The sequence below is a fragment of the Maribacter sp. BPC-D8 genome (assembly GCF_035207705.1).
Taxonomy (GTDB): domain Bacteria; phylum Bacteroidota; class Bacteroidia; order Flavobacteriales; family Flavobacteriaceae; genus Maribacter.
Genome location: NZ_CP128187.1, coordinates 4,689,610 through 4,711,256, shown reverse-complemented (window position 1 = coordinate 4,711,256; position 21,647 = coordinate 4,689,610). Strand labels below are relative to the sequence as shown.

15 protein-coding genes and 2 riboswitches are annotated in these 21,647 nt (G+C 36.9%); of the genes, 1 reads left to right on the top strand and 14 read right to left on the bottom strand.

Annotated features, from left to right (window positions below; all coding sequences use genetic code 11):
- Positions 1–34: 34 nt before the first annotated feature.
- From metH to QSV08_RS20425, 10 genes are all read right to left on the bottom strand, one after another.
- Positions 35–2,746 (bottom strand): methionine synthase, encoded by a 2,712-nt coding sequence (gene metH, locus QSV08_RS20470; RefSeq protein WP_324025538.1) that lies wholly within the window; start codon positions 2,744–2,746, stop codon positions 35–37.
- A gap of 10 nt (positions 2,747–2,756) precedes the next feature.
- Positions 2,757–3,758 carry a homocysteine S-methyltransferase family protein gene (locus QSV08_RS20465; RefSeq protein ID WP_324025537.1) on the bottom strand — a complete coding sequence of 334 codons (1,002 nt, stop codon included), beginning with the start codon at positions 3,756–3,758 and terminating at the stop codon, positions 2,757–2,759.
- Between the two features lie 117 nt (positions 3,759–3,875).
- Positions 3,876–3,989: riboswitch (SAM riboswitch) on the bottom strand.
- Positions 3,990–4,147: 158 nt separating this feature from the next.
- On the bottom strand, positions 4,148–5,209 hold the full coding sequence (locus tag QSV08_RS20460) for an NAD(P)/FAD-dependent oxidoreductase (RefSeq protein WP_324025536.1): 1,062 nt from the start codon (positions 5,207–5,209) through the stop codon (positions 4,148–4,150).
- Between the two features lie 81 nt (positions 5,210–5,290).
- Positions 5,291–6,124: a uroporphyrinogen-III C-methyltransferase gene (cobA, locus tag QSV08_RS20455; RefSeq protein WP_324025535.1), complete on the bottom strand. Its 834-nt coding sequence runs from the start codon at positions 6,122–6,124 to the stop codon at positions 5,291–5,293.
- Between the two features lies 1 nt (position 6,125).
- Positions 6,126–8,216, bottom strand: coding sequence for a nitrite reductase (locus tag QSV08_RS20450; protein WP_324025534.1), 2,091 nt, complete (start codon positions 8,214–8,216; stop codon positions 6,126–6,128).
- A gap of 160 nt (positions 8,217–8,376) precedes the next feature.
- Positions 8,377–9,624, bottom strand: a complete 1,248-nt coding sequence (locus QSV08_RS20445; RefSeq protein WP_324025533.1) for a sulfate adenylyltransferase subunit 1 — start codon at positions 9,622–9,624, stop codon at positions 8,377–8,379.
- A 104-nt stretch (positions 9,625–9,728) separates the two neighbouring features.
- Positions 9,729–10,679 (bottom strand): sulfate adenylyltransferase subunit CysD, encoded by a 951-nt coding sequence (gene cysD / locus QSV08_RS20440; protein ID WP_303600307.1) that lies wholly within the window; start codon positions 10,677–10,679, stop codon positions 9,729–9,731.
- 48 nt (positions 10,680–10,727) lie between these two features.
- Positions 10,728–11,351 (bottom strand): phosphoadenosine phosphosulfate reductase family protein, encoded by a 624-nt coding sequence (locus tag QSV08_RS20435; protein ID WP_324025532.1) that lies wholly within the window; start codon positions 11,349–11,351, stop codon positions 10,728–10,730.
- Between the two features lie 14 nt (positions 11,352–11,365).
- Positions 11,366–11,629: a DUF2061 domain-containing protein gene (locus QSV08_RS20430; protein WP_324025531.1), complete on the bottom strand. Its 264-nt coding sequence runs from the start codon at positions 11,627–11,629 to the stop codon at positions 11,366–11,368.
- A gap of 200 nt (positions 11,630–11,829) precedes the next feature.
- Positions 11,830–12,240, bottom strand: coding sequence for an RrF2 family transcriptional regulator (locus tag QSV08_RS20425; RefSeq protein WP_073247064.1), 411 nt, complete (start codon positions 12,238–12,240; stop codon positions 11,830–11,832).
- A gap of 86 nt (positions 12,241–12,326) precedes the next feature.
- Between QSV08_RS20425 and QSV08_RS20420 the strand changes: the two genes are divergently transcribed.
- On the top strand, positions 12,327–12,854 hold the full coding sequence (locus QSV08_RS20420; protein ID WP_324025530.1) for a hypothetical protein: 528 nt from the start codon (positions 12,327–12,329) through the stop codon (positions 12,852–12,854).
- A 68-nt stretch (positions 12,855–12,922) separates the two neighbouring features.
- Here QSV08_RS20420 and QSV08_RS20415 read toward each other — a convergent pair whose 3' ends face one another.
- From QSV08_RS20415 to QSV08_RS20400, 4 genes are all read right to left on the bottom strand, one after another.
- Positions 12,923–14,095, bottom strand: a complete 1,173-nt coding sequence (locus tag QSV08_RS20415) for a trans-sulfuration enzyme family protein (protein WP_324025529.1) — start codon at positions 14,093–14,095, stop codon at positions 12,923–12,925.
- Between the two features lie 75 nt (positions 14,096–14,170).
- Positions 14,171–17,557 (bottom strand): bifunctional aspartate kinase/homoserine dehydrogenase I, encoded by a 3,387-nt coding sequence (gene thrA / locus QSV08_RS20410; protein WP_324025528.1) that lies wholly within the window; start codon positions 17,555–17,557, stop codon positions 14,171–14,173.
- A gap of 129 nt (positions 17,558–17,686) precedes the next feature.
- The gene (locus QSV08_RS20405) at positions 17,687–18,961 is read right to left on the bottom strand and encodes an O-acetylhomoserine aminocarboxypropyltransferase/cysteine synthase family protein (protein WP_324025527.1); all 1,275 of its coding nucleotides are present in this window, start codon (positions 18,959–18,961) and stop codon (positions 17,687–17,689) included.
- A gap of 138 nt (positions 18,962–19,099) precedes the next feature.
- Positions 19,100–19,203, bottom strand: a riboswitch (SAM riboswitch).
- A 482-nt stretch (positions 19,204–19,685) separates the two neighbouring features.
- Positions 19,686–21,308: a sulfatase gene (locus QSV08_RS20400; RefSeq protein WP_324025526.1), complete on the bottom strand. Its 1,623-nt coding sequence runs from the start codon at positions 21,306–21,308 to the stop codon at positions 19,686–19,688.
- Between the last annotated feature and the right edge of the window lie 339 nt (positions 21,309–21,647).

The window sequence follows — 21,647 nt, the reverse complement described above, 5'->3', positions numbered from 1 at the left end:
TATAGAAAAAGATGCCGCTTCAATCCCTAACGCATTAAGATTCTACAATATTCGGTGCTAACCATCTTTCAGCATCCTCTAATGGCAGGCCTTTTCGTTCTGCAAAATCTTTAACTTGGTCTTCCTTAATTTTTCCTAATCCGAAATAACGTGCTTGCGGATTCCCAAAATAATACCCACTTACAGATGCTGCTGGCCACATGGCTAAACTATCTGTCAATTCAACTCCGATATTCTCTTTCACTTCTAAAACATCCCAAATGGTCAATTTCTCTAAGTGATCGGGACAAGCAGGATAACCAGGTGCAGGACGAATACCTTTATACGATTCTTTAATTAAATCTTCATTGCTCAACTCTTCATTTGCCGCATAGCCCCAGTGTTTAAGTCGGACTTCCTTATGCAAATACTCTGCAAAAGCTTCTGCCAATCTATCCGCTAAAGCCTTTACCATAATGGAATTATAATCGTCTAAATCGGCTTCATATTTTGCCGCTAATTCTGCAGTACCAAAACCTGTAGATACACAGAAACAACCCATGTAATCTTGTTTTCCAGATTCTTTAGGTGCTATAAAATCTGCCAAAGCATAATCTGCCACACCTTCTCTACGCTCTAATTGTTGACGTAAGGTTCGGAAAGTAAACTGCTCGTTATCTCGCCCTTCGACTGCGCTCAGGGTGACATCAATATCATCATCGTTGATGGAGTTTGCCGGGAACAAGCCAAAAATACCTTTTGCTTTTAATTTCTTTTCAGAAATTATCTTATTCAGCATTTCTTGTGCATCGGCAAATAACTCAGTTGCTTGAACACCTACAACATCATCAGTTAATATTGCCGGGTATTTACCATGCAATTCCCAACTTCTAAAAAAGGGAGTCCAGTCGATAAACGGAACTAAGAGATTTAAATCCAAATCATCAATTACCTGAATGCCTAAGGTATTCGGCTTAACTATCTCAGACGTTTTCCAATCTATGTTAAACTTGTTTCTACGTGCTGCAGAAATTGGCTTATATGTTTTACTCGATGAACGATTTAAGAACTTTTCCCTAAACACATCATAATCATCTTTAATACTCTTTTTGTAGCCTTGCGATGTTTCTTTTTTAAGCAAATCGCCCACAACGGTTACCGCCCTAGAAGCATCGTTTACGTGAACTACCGCTTCGCTGTACTGCGTATCTATTTTTACGGCAGTATGTGCTTTACTCGTCGTAGCACCACCAATCAACAGGGGGAATTTAAATTTCTTACGCTCCATTTCCTTTGCCAAATGGACCATTTCATCTAACGACGGAGTAATTAATCCGCTAAGTCCGATAATATCTACATTGTGCTCGATAGCAGCTGCGATAATTTTTTCAGGTGGTACCATAACCCCTAAATCTACAATCTCATAATTATTACACGCCAAAACAACACCCACGATATTTTTACCAATATCATGAACATCACCCTTTACGGTTGCCATTAAAATTTTACCGGCACCTTTTGCATCGTCCTCCTGTGGGTTCAGTAATTTTTCTTCTTCAATATATGGTAATAAGTATGCTACTGCTTTTTTCATTACACGGGCAGATTTTACCACCTGTGGTAAGAACATTTTTCCGCTTCCGAATAAATCACCTACTACATTCATACCGGTCATTAAATTTCCTTCAATAACCTCTATTGGTTTACTGGCAACCTGCCTAGCTTCTTCTATATCTTCAATTATATATTGATCAATACCTTTTACCAAGGCACGTGTAATTCTATTTTGTAATGGTTCTTCTCGCCATGATAAATCTATCTTACTCTCCTTCGTTTTGCCAACTACAGATTCTGCAAAATCAAGCAAACGCTCGGTTGCATCGTCTCTTCTATTCAGAATAACGTCTTCTACACGCTCTAATAAATCTTTAGGGATATCATCATAAACCTCTAACATACTCGGGTTCACGATTCCCATATTCATACCCGCCTTAATAGCGTGGTATAAGAATACAGAATGCATTGCCTCACGTACCGGATTATTTCCTCTAAACGAAAACGAAACATTACTAACACCACCACTAACACTTGCATGCGGTAGGTTTTCACGAACCCATCTTGTTGCCTCAATAAAATCGATAGCATTCAATTTATGCTCATCCATACCTGTAGCAACAGGAAAAATATTTAAATCGAAGATGATATCTTCTGGCGCAAAATTCACTTTGTTTACCAATACATCGTATGAACGTTTTGCTATTTCAATACGACGGTCATAATTATCAGCCTGCCCAACCTCATCGAACGCCATAACAATTACGGCTGCTCCGTAACGTTTTATCAGTTTCGCGTGATGCAAAAATTGCTCCTCACCTTCTTTTAAACTGATGGAGTTTACCACACACTTACCCTGAACTACTTGCAGACCCGCCTCAATAATTTCCCATTTAGAGCTATCTATCATAATAGGAACTCTTGAAATATCTGGTTCGGCAATAACTAAGTTCAAAAACTTGACCATAGCCTGCTTACCATCAATCAACCCATCATCCATGTTGATGTCGATAACCTGAGCTCCGTTCTCCACTTGCTCTCTTGCGACTGCCAATGCCTCTTCAAACTTCTCTTCCTTTACAAGACGTAGAAACTTTTTTGAACCAGCAACGTTTGTCCGTTCACCAACGTTTATGAAGTTGGTCTCTGGGGTGACAATCAATGGTTCTAAACCACTAAGCTTTAGGAATCGTTGTTCGTTGTTCGTACTCATAATTCTTATTCTATTGGAAAACCGTCAACTTTCTAGGTTCATATTGAGCTACTACCTCAGCTATCGCCGAAATATGCTCCGGAGTGGTTCCACAACAACCGCCTACAATATTTACTAGTCCTTTTTCTGCGTATTCTTTTATTTGCTCTGCCATTTGATCGGGAGTCTCATCGTATTCTCCAAAGGCATTTGGTAATCCTGCATTTGGGTGTGCAGAAACCGCATGTTCACTTTTAGTTGATAATACCTCTAAATGTGGTACTAATTGACTAGCACCTAATGCACAATTAAACCCGACCGATAAAATCGGAATATGAGAAATAGATATTAGAAATGCTTCTGCTGTTTGGCCAGATAATGTTCTACCTGACGCATCTGTAATTGTACCACTCACCATTATGGGAACATCTATATTTCGTTCTTCTTTCACTTCTTCAATAGCAAACAAAGCTGCTTTTGCATTCAACGTATCGAAAATAGTTTCTACCAACAATAAATCTGACCCACCATCTAACAAGGCTTCTACTTGTTGTTTATACGCAATACGTAACTCATCAAAAGAAACTGCTCTATACCCTGGGTCATTTACATCGGGAGACATACTTGCCGTTTTGTTCGTGGGACCGATACTGCCAGCTACAAAGCGTGGCTTATTTGGTTCTTTCTTTGTGAATTCATCTGCTACCATTTTAGCAATGCGTGCAGATTCATAGTTCAACTCGTACACCAAGTCTTCCATATAATAATCTGCCATGGCAATTGTCGTACCTGAGAATGTATTGGTCTCTACGATATCGGCACCTGCGGCGAAATATTTACGGTGGACCTCAGCAATTGCCTCAGGCTGTGTTAACGATAACAAGTCATTATTACCTTGTAATGGGTGTTCCCAATCTTTAAAACGTTCTCCCCTAAAATCTTCCTCAGTAAATTTATGGCGTTGTAGCATCGTACCCATGGCACCATCTAATATGAGAATTCGCTCTTTTAAAATTTCTTTTATATCCTTCATTTTACGTTGTAAAAGATTCTACATCCAATAAAAAACTAATTCGAAATCAAGTAAGGAAAGTTAGGCTAGATGCCTTTTCTTAAGTTATCTGTCTTTGGTAATGCTATTTAGAATAACACATTCTGCACAAGTAAGCAGAATAAAGATAGAATGTAGCACCTTCTTTTCCATAATAGGAAAGGGTTGCCAAGGTTTCAATGGGTCTAGTCCCTCCACCTTTCTTGATAACGTTTCAATATATTTATGAACTAATTGCAAAGTAACGGCACAGTATGCTCTAATCCAAAACTTCAATCGGTTATTTAGTTCACGAAATTCTAAGAAAATGTCATAAAAAAACCTCTGAATCATTAAAGAATCAGAGGTTTCTACCATAATACTTAAACATTTTAGGCTATACTTTGCACTACTTCTTTCTTAGCTTCCTTCTTAGAACCATCAAATCCTTCGACTCCGCCTACGGTAGTATACTTCATTACATATCGTTTACCCGGATTGATTTGTTGGTATGCAAACTGACACATTACCGCCGCTTCATGGAAACCAGATAAAATCAATTTCAATTTACCTTCGTATGTATTTACATCACCAATAGCATATACTCCTGGTATGTTTGTTTGGTAATCTTTTGCGTTATTTACCTTAATCGCATTCTTATGAATATCTAATCCCCAGTCACCAATAGGACCTAATTTAGGTGATAACCCGAACAACGGAATAAAATTATCAACTTCTAAATAGGTGTCTTCTTTTTCTTTATCTGTGTGCTTAATAACAACAGCCTCAAGTTGATCTTTACCGTGTAATTCTTTAACCTCAGCTTTTGTAATCAATTTGATTTTACCCAGCTTAGCTAACTCAGCAGCTTTTTCGACAGAATCTAAAGCTCCTCTAAATTCATCTCTTCTATGAACCAAAGTTACCTCTGAAGCTACATCGGTTAAGAATATAGCCCAGTCTAAGGCAGAATCTCCACCACCAGAAATCACTACTTTTTTGTCGCGATACACTTCTGGATCCTTAATCATATAAGCAACACCAGTATCCTCAAAATTTACAATGTTTTCAATAGGTGGTTTTCTTGGTTCAAAAGAACCTAGACCACCTGCTATAACTACAACTGGTGCATTATGCTGTGTTCCTTTATTTGTTGTCACCACGAATGAACCATCTTCTAACTTATCTAAAGTCTCTGCTCTTTCACCCAGAGTAAACCCTGGCTCGAAAGGTTTGATTTGTTCCATTAAATTATCTACCAAAGTACCCGCCAAAATTTCTGGGAATGCTGGTATATCGTAAATGGGTTTCTTAGGATATATCTCTGAACACTGTCCGCCTGGCTGTGGTAATGCATCTATTAAATGCGTTTTTAATTTTAACAATCCTGCTTCAAACACCGTAAATAATCCGGTTGGTCCCGCTCCTATGATGAGCATATCTGTTTTAATCATAATTTTCTTTTTAGTAAAAAGTAATTAGTAATCACTTTTCAACTTCTTTTAATTTCACTTCAACTATGTACTTTGTACTTTTTATACTTCGCTCAAACTAGCATTCTCTTGTGAATACTGATTTTTCGCTGCTACTAGTGCTTCGCGATGCTTTACTACTTCACCAATTATAATAATTGCAGGGTTAGAAAGGTTTTCCTTCTCCACCACATCTACTATACTCTCAATCGTTGCAATCCCAACTTTTTCATTCTTTCGTGTACCGTTTTGAATTATAGCGATGGGCATCTCTGATTTACCTTCACCTTTAAACAGTTCTACTATTTGTGGGAGTTTTGACATTCCCATTAATATCACCACTGTTGCACTACTTTTTGCAGCTAAGGCAACATCGGCAGATAACTTATGCTCTTTGGTAGTTCCTGTAATTACCCAAAAACTTTCTGACGAACCTCTTTTGGTAACTGGTATGTTTTGATATGCCGGCACACTTAAACTTGATGAAATACCTGGCACCATGGCAACTTCTAATCCGTGAGAAGCAGCATACTCCATTTCTTCTGAACCACGACCGAATACAAACGGATCTCCGCCTTTTAATCGTACTACATGTCCCGAAGATTTTGCTCTGCTAACAATTAGTTCATTTATTTGCTCTTGCTGATAGGCATAACATCCTTTACGCTTACCTACAAAAATCAGTTCTGCATTTTTTGCATAATCAAGTAACTCTTCGTTTACCAAAGCATCATATAAAACCACATCGGCGTTTTCTAATACCTTAATAGCTTTTAGAGTGATTAGCTCTATATCACCAGGTCCTGCACCGACAACAGTTAACCTCCCTTTATTTTGCGAGGGAGTATTAACTATTGAATTGATTGTTTTTTGATTGGATAGATTATTGGTATACATGTTATGCTTCTGCTAATTCTTGTTCTCTAAATTTTGCTACTGTCTCTAAAAACACCTTAGCATCTTTTATATATGAGGCTGCAAATTCTTTTGTAGGCTCATTCTGATTCAGTTGAAGTACCAGTTTCTCGAATCCGCCTGCAACAGCAATTCTTCCATCGGCGACAAACTTCTCATCAAAATCTTTAATGATACTTACATGTGTATTCACTTTTGTATTCTCTGATGTCAACATCGCTTTCGCTGAATTTACCATTGAAGAATATGCGTGATAGATACTTGCAGACCACTTTTCAGCATCGAACATATCTTGTGCATTCTGTATTTTCTCTTCACTTTCAAAAAGAAGCGTTGCTATTAAATCAATAACTACACCTGCACATTCACCAACACCAATTGCTTTTTCATAGCGTTCTGTATTTCCCCAGTCGATAAAATCTTCCGCCGTTAAATCATCTACAGATGATAGTGGTGTTAGAAAATCATAGAAATACATTTGCCCTTTTTCTGCATAGTAATCTGGGAATGATAAATCACCTCCGTTAGCATCGAAATCATTTAAGATTAAACGTAATGCTTCAGGTCCTCTTTTACTTGGTACTTTTACTACTTTATCAGCAAAACGACCTTGACCGTTACCATCTGTGCTACCACCTAACAACACTTGTAAGGCCGGAGCAACTAATTTATCTTTTGTACGAACGGACATTCCCTGGAAACCAATATTTGCCATATTGTGTTGACCACATGCGTTCATACAACCACTGATCTTTATAACAACATCTTCGTTATTGATATAATCAGGATATTCTGTTTTTATTACTCTTTCTAGTTCTTCTGCAATACCAGTACTACTTGCTATACCTAAATTACAAGTATCTGTTCCTGGGCAAGCTGTAATATCTAAAGCTTTATTATAACCTGCTTCTGCAAAACCTAATTTCTTTAATTCAGTATAGAAAAATTCAACGTTCTCTTCTTTTACAAATGGAATCAATATGTTTTGACGAAGTGATAATCTTAATTCACCCGCTGCATATTTCTGTACCAAGTTCGCTAACAAACGTGCTTTATCGGTATAGAAATCTCCTAATAAAACTTTTATACCCAAAGCAACATAACCTGGTTGTTTCTGCGGGACAACATTCGTTAATATCCACTTTTCAAATTCTTTCGAATCTGCTATTTCTACTTTAGGAACTTCTAATTGTGAAACTTTTACCTTCGGATAATCTTCTGGATCAATAGGAAACGTATCAAAAGGAACCGCTGTTTTTTCTGAAGCTAGTAATTCTTTGAATCCGTCAAGACCTAAATCTTTCAACAAGAATTTCATTCTTGCCTTAGCTCTACTCTTACGCTCACCGTAACGGTCAAAAACACGTATAACGGTTTCCATTAGCGGAATAATTTGATCGGCAGGTAAAAAGCTATATAGTTCATCGGCATGTCTTGGCTGAGAACCTAATCCGCCACCCAACATCACTTTAAAACCTACTTCGCCATTTTCGATTTTAGCGATAAAACCTAAATCGTGCATGTATGAAAGACCGGTATCGGCATCACTTGCCGAGAAAGAAACTTTGAACTTACGCCCCATTTCTTGACTTACCGGATTTCTAAGGAAATACTGAAATAATGCATGTGCATATGGTGAAACATCAAAAGGTTCATCGACATCTACACCCGCAGTTTCACTAGCCGTTACATTACGTACGGTGTTACCACAAGCTTCTCTTAACGTGATATCGTCTTTCTCCAATTCTGACCATAACTCGGGAGTTCTGTTTAAATCTACATAGTGAATCTGAATATCTTGACGTGTGGTAATGTGCAATCTACCTGTAGAATATTCATCAGATACATCACAAATACGTAACAATTGCTGAGAAGTTACCTTACCATATGGTAATTTGATACGGATCATTTGAACCCCTTCTTGACGTTGACCGTATACACCACGGGCCAAACGTAGGCTTCTAAATTTCTCTTCATCTAATTTGCCGCCATGGAACTCATGAATCTTGCGTTCCAATTCTAAAATATCATTCGCAACTACTTGATTCTCTATTTCTGTTCTAAAACTCTGCATATTGTAGCCCCTCCTAACCTCCCCAAAAGGGAGGAACACTTACTCGGGTAAAAACAAGCGTTATTATTAATTTATTACTTTACTATGCCTATAGACTTACTATACTAATTAAAATATGATACCTATTTTGAATTCCCCCCTTTGGGGGCTAGGGGGCTTTTTATTGTATGAATCCCGCTCCTACGGTGCTATTAGATTTGGTATCTATTAAAATAAACGAACCGTTTGTTCTATGATCTTTAAATTGATCGTAGAAAATTGGCTTATTTAGACGGAAACTTACTTGGGCTATATCATTCATACCCAATGCATCTGTTTCTGTATCGATACCTGAATAATCAGGCGCGATTTTATGATGTACCTGCTCCACTTTTGCCAATACTTTATTGACACCGTGTTGTACTATATATTTATTTCCAGCAGCTAATGGCAATGAATCCATCCAAGAAATAGTAGCGGTAAATTGCTTATCTACAGTTGGTAGATCATTAGCCTTCACTAACATGTCGCCACGACTTAAATTAATTTCATCGTCTAACGTTATCGTAACCGACGAACGTCTTGATGCTGTTTGGTACTTTTTATCGTGGAAATAAATCTCCTTTATTTTTGAACGTGTTTGCGATGGAAGTGCTACTACCTCATCACCTACACTTAACTCGCCACCATATACTTTACCTGCAAACCCTCTGAAATCGTGATGCTCATCTGTCTTCGGACGGATAACATATTGCACCGGGAAACGTGGCGTACCAACGTTGAAAATATCTTTTCTATCTAACGCTTCAAAATGTTCTAACAAAGTAGGACCTGTATACCAAGGTGTTTTATCTGTTTTATTTACTACGTTATCACCTTTCAATGCACTTACAGGAATGAAGGTTATCTTCTGATCTTGATAGTCTCTTTTCGCCATCAATTCCTCAAAATCTGCCTTAATAGCATTATATTTTTCCTCAGAATAGTCCACCAAATCCATCTTATTAATAGCTACTACTACATCTTTAATGCGCAATAAATTATTGATAAAAAAGTGTCTGTTCGTTTGTTCGATTACTCCCTTACGTGCATCAATCAATATAATTGCCGCTTGAGAAGTAGATGCACCTGTAACCATGTTACGGGTATATTCTACGTGCCCAGGGGTATCCGCTATAATGTAACTTTTCTTTGCCGTAGAGAAATAAATATGAGCTACATCTATAGTAATACCTTGCTCACGTTCTGCTACCAAGCCATCTGTTGCTAAAGAGAAATCTAAATAATCGTATCCCTTTTGCTTACTGGTCTTTTCTATTGCTTCTAACTTATCGCTGGTCAAAGATTTTGTATCGTAAAGCATTCTCCCAATCAAGGTACTTTTACCATCATCTACACTACCTGCCGTTGCTATTTTTAGTACTTCCATTCTTATGCTGTTAGCCCTTAGCTTATAGCTTTAGACTTTTAATATTATTGTTATTGCTAGCAGGTAATTATTAAACTGCCTACTGTTACTGAATACTGATTTTTCTAGAAGTACCCTTGTTGTTTTCTTTTCTCCATTGCTGCTTCTGAACGCTTGTCGTCTATACGTGCGCCACGCTCTGAAATAGATGAATCTCTAATTTCCTCTACTACTTTATCAATAGATTCTGCATCTGAAAGTACTGCTGCGGTACATGACATATCGCCTACCGTACGGAAACGAACCAACCTTTCTTCAACAACCTCATCTTCTTCTCTAAATACAATACCGTCTTCTGCAGACCATATCATACCATCTCTTAAGAAAGTTTTACGTTTGTGTGCGAAGTAGATTGACGGAATTTCAATTTGCTCTTCTTTGATGTAAGACCAAACATCTAATTCTGTCCAGTTAGATATTGGAAAAACTCTTACATTCTGACCCAATTCTATTTGTCCGTTTAACATATCGAACAACTCTGGGCGTTGGTTACGCTCATCCCACTGTCCGAAATCATCACGAACAGAGAAAATACGTTCTTTAGCACGTGCCTTTTCTTCATCTCTACGTGCACCACCGATACAGGCATCGAACTTAAATTCTTCGATCGCATCTAATAATGTCGTTGTCTGAAGACTATTTCTACTTGAGTATCTACCTGACTCTTCTTTTACCTTACCTTGGTCGATTGAATCTTGCACATTACGCACAATCAATTCTAACCCTAACTCTTCTACCAATCTATCTCTAAATTCGATAGTTTCAGGGAAGTTATGACCTGTATCAATATGCATTAATGGGAAAGGAATTTTCGAAGGCCAAAATGCTTTTTGCGCCAAACGAACCAATGTAATCGAATCTTTTCCTCCAGAGAATAAAAGAACTGGCTTCTCGAACTGAGCAGCAACTTCTCTTATAATATAAATCGCCTCATTCTCAAGGGCATTTATATGAGAGGTATCTTTTAAAAGTTCTATGGATGGGGTTACTTCCAATTCCGTACTTGTATTACTCATTCTATATTTTCTTAGATAAATTATCTTATTCTTTTTTATAACCGCTGATTAACTATGCAATCCGCATTCTCTATTTTCTAACACCTTAGTTGGGTCAAAATAGTTATGCTCGTTCGGTAACTTATATTTTCTTAAATACGTGTCTAGTTGAGTATCGTTCCAGTGGTAAAACGGACTCACCTTTAACACGCCGTCTTTGCTTAAACTTAAAATATCTAAACTATCGCGGTGAGCAGTCTGTCCTTTTCTTAGGTTCGTAAACCAAACATCTGGCTTAAATTCTGCCATTGCCCTTTTAAAAGGCTCCAACTTTACTTGTTCGGTAAAAACTGCATGTCTTGGATCATCAATTTGTGGAATACCCATAACAGCATCTCTATGTGCAGTAGTTTGTTTAGGTACAAACAATTTCACATTCAAATTCAACTTGCTAATTATCTCATCTGCATGTTTGTACGTTTTCGGAGTATTGTAACCCGTATCGCACCATACTACAGGAATATCTTTTTTTACATCAGATACCGCATGTAATATAGCTACTTCATATGGTCTGAAGTTTGTTGTTACTACAGGAGTTTCTGCATGCTTTACTGCCCAAGAAATAATTTCTTCTGGCGGTATACCTTTAAATTGAATGTTCAACTTCTGAACTTGTGCTTCTGTCAATGCCATAATCCTTTTCTTTATTATTTACCCCACTTTACTAAATTCCAAAAACGCTCGTGAAAGAAATATAATATCATTTTTGTCACGAAATCAATAGAGGCTATTGATGCTGCTACCGAAAACTCGCCAGTAAGTAGATAAGATATGATCAAGGTATCTATTGTACCTATTACTCTCCAACTGAAAGCCTTGGCAATACTACGAATTGGCTTTTCAGATGTTTTATCATCTTCATACGTAGTTTTGTTTTCTTTATTATTTAATATAAGTTGATCTGCAATCATCTTTTACTCAATTTTTATTACCCTACTAATTTAGTAGAGTTTTCAAAAATAGAATTATTTTCCAAAGTAGTCGCCCTAATTTTAGATAAATTTCATTTACCCTATAGATTTAGTAGATTATTAACAAAAGAGCATGAAAAATTAATATTTCGCAATGTATTGAGTTACTGCGAAATGAAGATGTATTAAAATGACGGGATTTACGAGATGATATCCTTTAGCGTATTGTTTCGATATACATCTAACGCACTATCACGTACTTGCAGCATTAGTTTATGAACTGAACAGGTATTTTCATCGGGACAGTCATCACAGGTTTCGTAGAAATTAAGACTTACACAAGGTACCATGGCAATTGGTCCTTCTAAAACCCTCATAATATCGGTCATAGATATTTCTTCGGGAGATTTTATTAAATAATAACCACCTCCTTTGCCTTTTTTAGAACCTAAGAATCCTGTTTTTCTTAAACTCAAGAGTATACTCTCCAAGAATTTCTGGGAGATGTTCTCTTTCTCAGCAATTTCTGAAATCTGAACTGGTTTTTTATCGGGTTGTGCCGCTAAGTACGCTAGTGCTTTCAACCCATATTTTGTCTTTTTCGAGAGCATGATGCTAAGATAGCCAAATAAAAAATATGTGTTAAATACTTGAACTAACAAAACGTCGTTATACAGTCACAACCATTAAATTAATTATGAAAAAAGTATTCTTATTATCGATTATCACTGTTTTTACTTTAGTCTTCACATCTTGTTCAAATGATGACGACGCCGTATCTAACGCAACTGAAGAAGAAGTTGTAGGTACATGGAACTTAACAGCACTTGAAGCTACCGATGGTAGATCAGATACAACTATTGAAGGAACCACAATTCCTGCTACTTTTAAAGCAGTAGGTAAAGATTTTCAAACTATTGTCACTTTTTCTGAAGATCCGCAGGTAGTAACTAGCGAAGGTTCTTATACTACAGTATTAAGTACTACTATAGGAGGAGAGAATGACACAGAAGAGCAAGAAGGCGAAGACTTTTTTGCATCTGAAAAATGGAGACTAGATGGCAGTACGTTATACTTTGGTTCTGGTGAAGAAGAAGTTGGCTACACTATTGTTGAACTTAATGATTCTAAAATGTCTCTTCGTTACGAGTTAGACGAAACTGTTGAATCGTTCTTCGGAACTTCTACCGTTAGCGCTACTTACAACATGACGCTAAGTAAATAAAAACAACATTTATACATACTAAAATGCCCGGTACATACCGGGCATTTTTTGTTTCCTATACATTTTAATTACCCAAGTGCCTGAGTAATATCTGCAATAATATCATCTATATGCTCTAGCCCTACCGAAATACGAACTGTACCGTCAGATATACCCACTGCAGCACGTTCTTCTATACTTAACTTACTATGCGTTGTTGATGCTGGGTGCGTTACTATGGTTCTTGAATCTCCTAAATTGGCAGAAAGCGATAACAGTTTTATAGAATCGAAAAACTCTCTACCTGCATCTAATCCTCCTTTTACCTCAAAAGCTACTACACAACCCCCTGCTTTCATTTGCTTAATAGCTATCTCATATTTTGGATGCGATTTTAAGAACGGGTATTTTACCCAATTTATATTTTCATGAGCTTCTAAATACTCCGCCAGTTTCAAAGCATTTTCACAGTGTCTATCTACTCGTATTGCGAGTGTTTCTAAACTTTTAGATAAAACCCATGCATTGAATGGTGATAAAGCGGGACCAGTTATACGTGAAAAACGATATACCTTATCCATCAATTCTGCACTACCTACCGTAATACCTGCCAATACCCTACCTTGACCATCCATTAGTTTTGTGCCTGAATGAATGACCAAATCTGCACCAAACTTTATTGGCTGCTGTAAATAAGGTGATGCAAAGCAGTTATCGATAACCAAAATCAAATTATTCTTTTTCGCAATCTTACCCAACTCCTCTAAATCTAAAACATCTACACCGGGATTCGTGGGAGTCTCTGCATAAATAATTTTTGTTTTCGGAGTGATTAAACTTTCTATTTCCTCTAATGCATCTATTTTGAAATACGTATGGTCAATATTCCATTTCGGAAAGAAGTTAGTAAATAACGAATGCGTTGAACCAAATATGCTTCTTGCCGAAAGCACATGATCACCACTATCTAATAATGCCGCCAATGTAGAAAAAACCGCAGCCATACCTGAAGCAAATGCAAAGCCGCTTTCAGCACCTTCCATCTGGCATACTTTATCTATAAATTCAGTTGAATTCGGATTCGAATATCGTGAATATATATTACGTTCTTTCTCCTCAGCAAACGACGCACGCATATCTTCTGCATCTTCAAACACAAAACTAGATGTCAAATACAACGGTACAGAATGCTCTAAGTTCTCTGTACGCTTAAGTTGCTGTCGTATAGCGTTCGTTTCAAATTTATTGTTGTTTTCTTTCATTACACTAATTCTTCTTTATTCGCATTTCTACTTTCATGTACTTCGTACTTTTGACTTTGTACTTTGTACTTTTCATTACCCTTTCTCCGCAATTCTCAATATATCTCCAAATACACCTCTTGCTGTAACTGCTGCGCCAGCACCTGCTCCTTGAATTACTAACGGATTTTCTCCGTAAGACTCTGTATATATTTCTATGATGGAATCTGACCCCTTAACTTGCCCTAAAGCACTTTCTTTTGGTACAGATACTAACTTCACATCTAAAACTCCTTTTTCTTTCTGAAGGTTGCCATGTAAATCACCTACATAACGTAATACATGATTTGGCTTCTGATTCTTTTTAATTTCATTGAATTTATCATCCAACACATCTAAATTCTCTAAAAAGAAAGCCACTTCTCCGTCTTGTAATTTCTCTGGAATCAAGTTATCAATATTTATATCTGCAAACTCATTATGCAAATCTAATTCTCTTGCTAAAATCAACAGCTTTCTACCTACATCGTTTCCAGATAAATCTTCACGTGGATCTGGTTCTGTAAAACCTTGTTTCATCGCATCTTTTAAAATGGATGAAAACGGTAAATCTGCCTCTGAGAAGGTATTGAATATATAACTCAACGACCCTGAGAACACCCCTTTTATTCTCGTAATATTTTCTCCGGATAAATGGAGTAATTTTATGGTATCAATCAATGGTAAGCCTGCACCTACATTGGTTTCATACAAGTATTGCTTCTGATTCTTTTGTAACTCTTCTCGCAATAACTGATAAAAATCGTATCGTAATGTATTGGCTATTTTATTTGAAGATACGATATCGAAACCATGCTCAACAAACTCAAAATAATTCGCTACAAAATCTTTACTTGCCGTATTATCAATAACAATTAGGTTCTCTAAATGATGACGTTTTGCAAACTCAAAGACATCTTCAACTTTATACGCCTTTCCTTTTTGCTTTAGATTCGTTTTCCAGTTTTTGGTGATTCCCTTTTCATTCAACAAAATCTTTTTGGAATTCGCAATACCAAATACCCGCAAATCTAATTTTTTACGATCCTTGATTGTTTTGGCAGATTTTAGAATTTGGTCAATCAACGTTCCTCCAACATTCCCATGTCCGAAAATTAGAATATTTATCCTTTTACTAATCCCAAATACTTGTCCGTGCATGACGTTTACCGCCTTGTGTAAATCAGATTTCTTCACCACCAGACTTACATTCTTACCTGATACTGTGTTATTGAACAACAAAGGCACAATCTGGTTTTTAATCAATGCGTTAAAAGGATTATGGAACGTACTCAAGTCTTGACCTACAATAGATATAATTGAAACATCATCTATTACCGTAATCATATTCACATCTTTAGATTCAAAATCATTACTGAATTCATTCTCTAAAGCCAATTTAGCTCTCTTAGCCTTGTCTTTTTTCACCACAAGACCGATTCCTCTTTCCGAAGAACCTTGAGATATTATACTAACACTAATATTACTTGATTCTAATGCCTTAAATATTCTAGCATCTACACCCACTTTACCTAACAAACCGCGACCTTCTATATTAATCATCGCTACATCTTCAATTACTGAAAGCGATTTAATACCTTCTTTGCTTGATTTTGCACTGATTAATGTACCTTCATTATCATCGTTATACGTATTTAAAATACGCAGCGGAATGTTCTTTTCAATTAGCGGAATTATCGTTTTTGCATGCAAAATTGTTGCTCCGAAATTCGCTAACTCATTTGCCTCTTCATAAGAAAGATTTTCTAGCTTTTTAGCTTCTGGCACATAATCAGGATTCGCAGTATATATTCCGTCAACATGTGTATAATTCTGTAATTCTTCAGCATCTAAAAAGTTCGCTAATAATGCTGCAGAGTAATTACTTCCATTTCTACCTAAAGTGGTTGTTTCTCCATCTAACGTAGATGAAATAAAACCGGTTACAACAGCTACGGTATCTTTCGGTATTTCAACAAACTTCAGCAAAACCTGCTCTTTTGATTCTGCTTCTAATACTTTGGCATCACCAAATGTATTATCGGTCTTTATCACGTTACGTGTATCTACCAGCACTGCATTGATACCTTTACCAATCAATAATTTAGTAACCAACTTGGCAGAAATCAATTCACCATAAGCCAGCACCTCATCTTTAATTTTAGCACTGTAATCACCTAACAACGAAACACCCTCATATAACTTCGCTAAGCCCTTAAACTCTGTCGATAAATTGATATTCTTATAGGTATGCTTTTGATATTTTTCTAGCGCTACAAAATCGGACTTATAGTCTTTTCCCTTTGCTGCTTTCTGCAACATATCTTCTAACTGATCTGTAGCTTTTTCCCTCGCGGATAAAACAATGGCAATGTTCTCATCATTCTTTACCTTATTGGCAACGATATCTAAAACACGCTCTAGTCCTTCTCCATTGCTCAGGGACTTACCACCAAACTTCAGAATCTTTATTTTCTTGATATTACCGTTGGTATTAAAAATACCACCAAGCAATTTCTCCATTTGATCAAACTCGATCAAAAACGCATCATGACCATGTAATGACTGTACTTCGCCATAGGTAACGTTGCTCTTCGCTTGCGCCAATTGCTTAAACGTATCCTTGTTTTCTTGTGCGGTAAAGAACATATCAGAATCGACACCTATAATATGAATATTGGTGTCGCTATTTTGTAGTTTGATGAAATTCTCATCTCCACCTCTAGTGACATCAATAGTCTTCAACAGCTGATTCATCAATTTATACGCTGATAATTGAAAACGCTCTTGCAACTTATCCCCATGATGCATTAACCAGCTTTCTACATTAAAAACCTTTAGCTCTTCATTCGTACTTCTTTTAAAGCGCTCTTTGAATGAAGCGGGAGTTCTATAACATAACATCGCGTGCATACGCGCATCGTGTACTGGTTGTTTTGAGTTTACCAAAAACTGCTCTTGAATTTGACAATTGGCAATTAACCAGTCGGTCGATTTCCAGTCAGATGCTACAGGTATTAAATGCTCGGTCAATGTTGGGTGTAATGCTGCCATTTCCCAAGCGATACCACCACCTAAAGATCCACCAATTAAAGCAAACAAACGGTCTACTTTCAACTGCTGTAAGCCCAACAAAAACATTCTTGCTACATCGCCAGCTACAAAATCTTTGTAGTTTTCAATCACGAACTTATCATGACCGTTACCCGGTATGTTGAATGCTAAAATGGTATACTTCTGCGTATCGATGCATTTTCCATCACCGATAAGTGCAGACCACCAACCGTCTTCACCGGTAACATTAGAGTTACCCGTTAAAGCATGGTTTACCAAAATTATTGGTGCCGTGTGCAGCTTTTTCCCAAATACCTGATACGACAATTGAATATCTTGTGTGGTACCATTTAAGGTCTTGTATTTTTTAATCTGTAATTGATGTAACATCTATTTCAAAATCAAATTGTGGTTAGGCTTCGGCTACGCTCAGCCACCTTCTTTATAAAATTCATGAATAATCGTTCACTGAGCGGAGCCGAAGTGTCCGTTTGTATCAAATCCGCTCAGTCATCCAAATTAAAGACTTGTAAAAGCTTGTTCTAAATCGGCTTTTAAATCTTCAATATCTTCTAAACCAACAGACAAACGTATTAAGTCTTGACCTACACCAGCACTTTCTTGCTGTTCTGCTGTCAATTGTTGGTGTGTTGTACTTGCTGGGTGAATAATCAATGACTTCGTATCACCAATATTCGCTAGCAATGAGAATAACTTAGTAGCATCAGTAACTTTTTTAGCAGCATCGAATCCGCCTTTCACGCCAAAGGTAACCAATCCGCTTTGTCCTTTTGGTAAGTATTCTTTAGCCAACTCGTTGTATTTGTTACTTTTAAGTCCTGGGTAATTTACCCATTCTACTTCAGACCTACCTTCTAACCATGTAGCCAATTCTAATGCATTTGCACTGTGTTGCTTAATACGAACCGGTAAAGTTTCTAAACCTTGAATAATTTGGAAAGCGTTAAACGGACTCAATGCTCCACCGAAATCGCGTAAGCCTTCTAATATTAATTTGAAAGTAAAAGCTGCTGCACCAAGTGCTTCGCTATATACCAAACCGTGGTAACCTGCAGATGGCTCTGTGAACTCCGGGAATTTTCCGTTGGTCCAATCAAAAGTACCTGCATCAATAATTGCTCCACCTAATGAAGTTCCTTGTCCGCCGATATATTTTGTCAATGAATGAATTACCAAGTTTGCCCCGTGTTCAATAGGATTTAATAATGACGGAGTAGCCACTGTATTATCTACAATAAATGGTACGCCCGCTGCTTTAGATTCTTTTGAGATTGCTTTTAAATCCAACACATCTAACTTCGGATTCCCTAAAGACTCCACGAAAAATGCTCTCGTATTGTCTTGTACTGCTTTTCCGAAATTTTCAGGATCAGAAGCATCTACAAAAGTTGTTGTAATACCTAATCTTGGAAGGGTAACATTCAATAAATTGAAAGTTCCTCCATATAAACTGCTTGATGCCACTATGTGATCACCCGCTTTTAATAATGTCAATAAACCTGTTGAGATTGCAGCCGTACCTGACGCAAAAACTACCGCTCCTACTCCGCCTTCTACTGCAGCTAATCTGTCTTGTAGAATTTGATTTGTAGGGTTGTTCAGTCTTGTATAAATGAAACCTAATTCACCTAGTGAAAATAAGTTTGCCGCATGGTCGGTATCATTAAATACATACGATGATGTTTGGTAAATAGGCACTGCTCTTGTACCACCGTTAGTAGTTGTGTCGTGACCTGCGTGTAATGCGTTTGTTGCTAATTTGTAATTACTCATGATTTTGTTGTTTTTAAAATTAATCCTTGGGCTACGCTTAGGATGCAAAAAATTAAAAGCCAAACCTTGACCAGCATACTATGCGGGTAGGTAAAATCAAAAAGTTATAAGAAAGTAATAACGATGAAAAATCGTATACTGTTATCCATCCCCTAAGGGTAGAATGTAGCACCTTCTTTGTATTGAACAAAGGGTTGCTAAGGTTTCAAAGGGTCTAATCCCTCCACCTTTCTTGATAACTATTCAATAAGTGTTTGAACTTTGAGCTACAAATATTGGGCAGAAGTTTCTAATAACCTAAGATTTTAAGAAAAATATATAATTTGAGGTTGTGTTGTTATTTTTCTGTGGGGTTCAAGGAAACTAAAAAACATATCAACTACGAGGTTCTCGATACATTTTTGAGTATCCGTTACACTTCACTCATAAACACTCGAACTGCCAATACGGCTATTTGAATTTTAAAAACTTTACCAAACTAACTACAGATGTCACTTCGAGTGGTTTTTACGACCTTTTCGGGAGTAAAAATTGCCCGCCTTCAGGTCGGGCAAGTATCGAGAAACTTACTTGCTATAAGTTATTTTTTGAACGAAGAACATTTATAATCATACTTACCTTAAAGGTTCTCGATACACTTTTGTCCTAATGAAAAATTAGATCAAAAGCACTCGAACTGACATTTTTTTCCAACAACTAACAATTAACAACCATCAACCAACAACTAATCAATCATCCCAGCGCTCTTGTACTTATCAATGTACTTCTGATCTTGCTCAGGAGAATCTTTGTAGTATTTTCTCATTTCTACTAAATCTGCCGTCAACTTTTTAACAGTAGCTGCGTACGCCGGATCATGGTAGACATTGTTCATTTCATTGGGGTCATTTAATCTATCGTATAGTTCCCATTCGTCAACATCATAGTAAAAATGCACTAGCTTAAATTCTTTATTTACAATTCCGTAATGGCGTTTTACCATATGTACTGATGGATATTCGTAATACTGATAATACACCGCATCTCTTGTCCACTTGTCTTTTTCGCCTTTCAGTAGCGGAATCAAACTCTCCCCTTGCATATCACTTGGCGGCGTGATGCCTACTGCTTCTAACATGGTTTGTGCGAAGTCTAAATTCTGAACCATTTCATTTTCTACGGAACCTGGTTTTACCACATTTGGCCAACGTACCAATAACGGAGTTTTAAAAGATTCATCATAAATAAAACGCTTATCGAACCAACCATGTTCTCCTAAATAAAATCCTTGGTCAGAGGTGTATATCACTATCGTATTTTCTGCCAATCCGCTTTCATCTAAATAGTCTAGTAATCGACCTACATTATCATCAACCGAAGAAATACTACCCAAGTAGTCTTGCATATAGCGCTGGTATTTCCACTTCATTTTTTCGGTATCGGTCATCTTTGGCCAATTATCATAAAAGAAATCGTTGATGGAATCTAAAACCGGATCGTATAATGCCTTTTGTTCTGCCGTAGCTCGGTTATATGGACCGTAAAAACTATTCGGAAATTCTTCTACCACAGGCAATACTTTACCCTCCATTTTAGCTAAAGTCTCTGGTCTTATTTTACTGTCATGACTATACATCATATGGGTTAGCAAATTCATTTCTGCCGTTTTCGCCGCAGAACCTCTATTGCTATAATCATCAAAAAGTGTTTCTGGCTCTGGGAATGTTTTCTTTGTAAACTCCTTAAACTTATCGGGTCTTGGCCACCAAGGTCTATGTGGTGCTTTGTGCAAATACATCATCATAAATGGTTCGTCATCTGCAGCTTCTTTCTTTAACCAATCTAAAGATACATCTGTGATGATATCGGTAACATACCCTTGCTTGGTAATAGTATCGCCATTGGTGACAATGAAATCGGGATTTATATAATGCCCCTGACCCGGAAGTATCATAAACTCATCTACCCCTTTCGGGTTGTTACCAAAGTGGAGTTTGCCGAACATGGCAGTTTTATAACCATTCTCTTTAAATATTTGCGGAAAGGTTACTTGCGTAGTATCGAACGGAAAATAATTATCTACTTTTCCATTAATATGTGTATGCTTACCTGTTAGTATTGTTGCACGTGATGGTGCACAAATGGAGTTAGTAACGCTAGCATTTGTAAACAACATACCCTCTTTTGCTAAGCGATCAATATTGGGTGTATTCAATAATTTATCATCATACGCGCTAATGGCTTGGTAAGCATGATCATCAGACATGATGAAAATGATATTCGGCTTTTTATTTTTACTTTTTTGTGCTTCGCCACTAATTGGCAACAGGAAAAACAAACCTGCTATGACTAGGATTAGTTTATTCATTTTGGTTATTGTTTGGTGAGTTTGATTGGTATTAAAAGTAGGGATAATTCATTGGTTTATCGAAATCAAAATAATTAAACAGACTATTTAATTCACTGGAAGTAATTCAGCCAAAAGACTCCACTTATATAAATCCATAAGATTGAAAAAATGATATGCACTATGGTTTCAAACTTTTTACCTTTCCATAATAAAGAAGAATATCCGAAGAATTGAATCAATAATCTTATTGTCCAAAAACATGCAAAGCCTAAAGATATTATTTTACCTAAATTAGTCTCTATCAAATCTTTTGAAGAAGTCAAACATAACAGCCCCATTAACAATACTGTCAATGCG

What these genes read in the sequence shown, in the direction of transcription:
- QSV08_RS20415 (WP_324025529.1), bottom strand. Translation starts at nt 14,095, where the DNA reads ATGAAAGAAAACAACAATAAATTTGAAACGAACGCTATACGACAGCAA.
- cysD (WP_303600307.1), bottom strand. Translation starts at nt 10,679, where the DNA reads ATGAGTAATACAAGTACGGAATTGGAAGTAACCCCATCCATAGAACTT.
- QSV08_RS20425 (WP_073247064.1), bottom strand. Translation starts at nt 12,240, where the DNA reads ATGCTCTCGAAAAAGACAAAATATGGGTTGAAAGCACTAGCGTACTTA.
- cobA (WP_324025535.1), bottom strand. Translation starts at nt 6,124, where the DNA reads ATGTATACCAATAATCTATCCAATCAAAAAACAATCAATTCAATAGTT.
- QSV08_RS20445 (WP_324025533.1), bottom strand. Translation starts at nt 9,624, where the DNA reads ATGGAAGTACTAAAAATAGCAACGGCAGGTAGTGTAGATGATGGTAAA.
- QSV08_RS20420 (WP_324025530.1), top strand. Translation starts at nt 12,327, where the DNA reads ATGAAAAAAGTATTCTTATTATCGATTATCACTGTTTTTACTTTAGTC.
- QSV08_RS20465 (WP_324025537.1), bottom strand. Translation starts at nt 3,758, where the DNA reads ATGAAGGATATAAAAGAAATTTTAAAAGAGCGAATTCTCATATTAGAT.
- metH (WP_324025538.1), bottom strand. Translation starts at nt 2,746, where the DNA reads ATGAGTACGAACAACGAACAACGATTCCTAAAGCTTAGTGGTTTAGAA.
- QSV08_RS20430 (WP_324025531.1), bottom strand. Translation starts at nt 11,629, where the DNA reads ATGATTGCAGATCAACTTATATTAAATAATAAAGAAAACAAAACTACG.
- thrA (WP_324025528.1), bottom strand. Translation starts at nt 17,557, where the DNA reads ATGTTACATCAATTACAGATTAAAAAATACAAGACCTTAAATGGTACC.
- QSV08_RS20450 (WP_324025534.1), bottom strand. Translation starts at nt 8,216, where the DNA reads ATGCAGAGTTTTAGAACAGAAATAGAGAATCAAGTAGTTGCGAATGAT.
- QSV08_RS20400 (WP_324025526.1), bottom strand. Translation starts at nt 21,308, where the DNA reads ATGAATAAACTAATCCTAGTCATAGCAGGTTTGTTTTTCCTGTTGCCA.
- QSV08_RS20460 (WP_324025536.1), bottom strand. Translation starts at nt 5,209, where the DNA reads ATGATTAAAACAGATATGCTCATCATAGGAGCGGGACCAACCGGATTA.
- QSV08_RS20405 (WP_324025527.1), bottom strand. Translation starts at nt 18,961, where the DNA reads ATGAGTAATTACAAATTAGCAACAAACGCATTACACGCAGGTCACGAC.
- QSV08_RS20435 (WP_324025532.1), bottom strand. Translation starts at nt 11,351, where the DNA reads ATGGCATTGACAGAAGCACAAGTTCAGAAGTTGAACATTCAATTTAAA.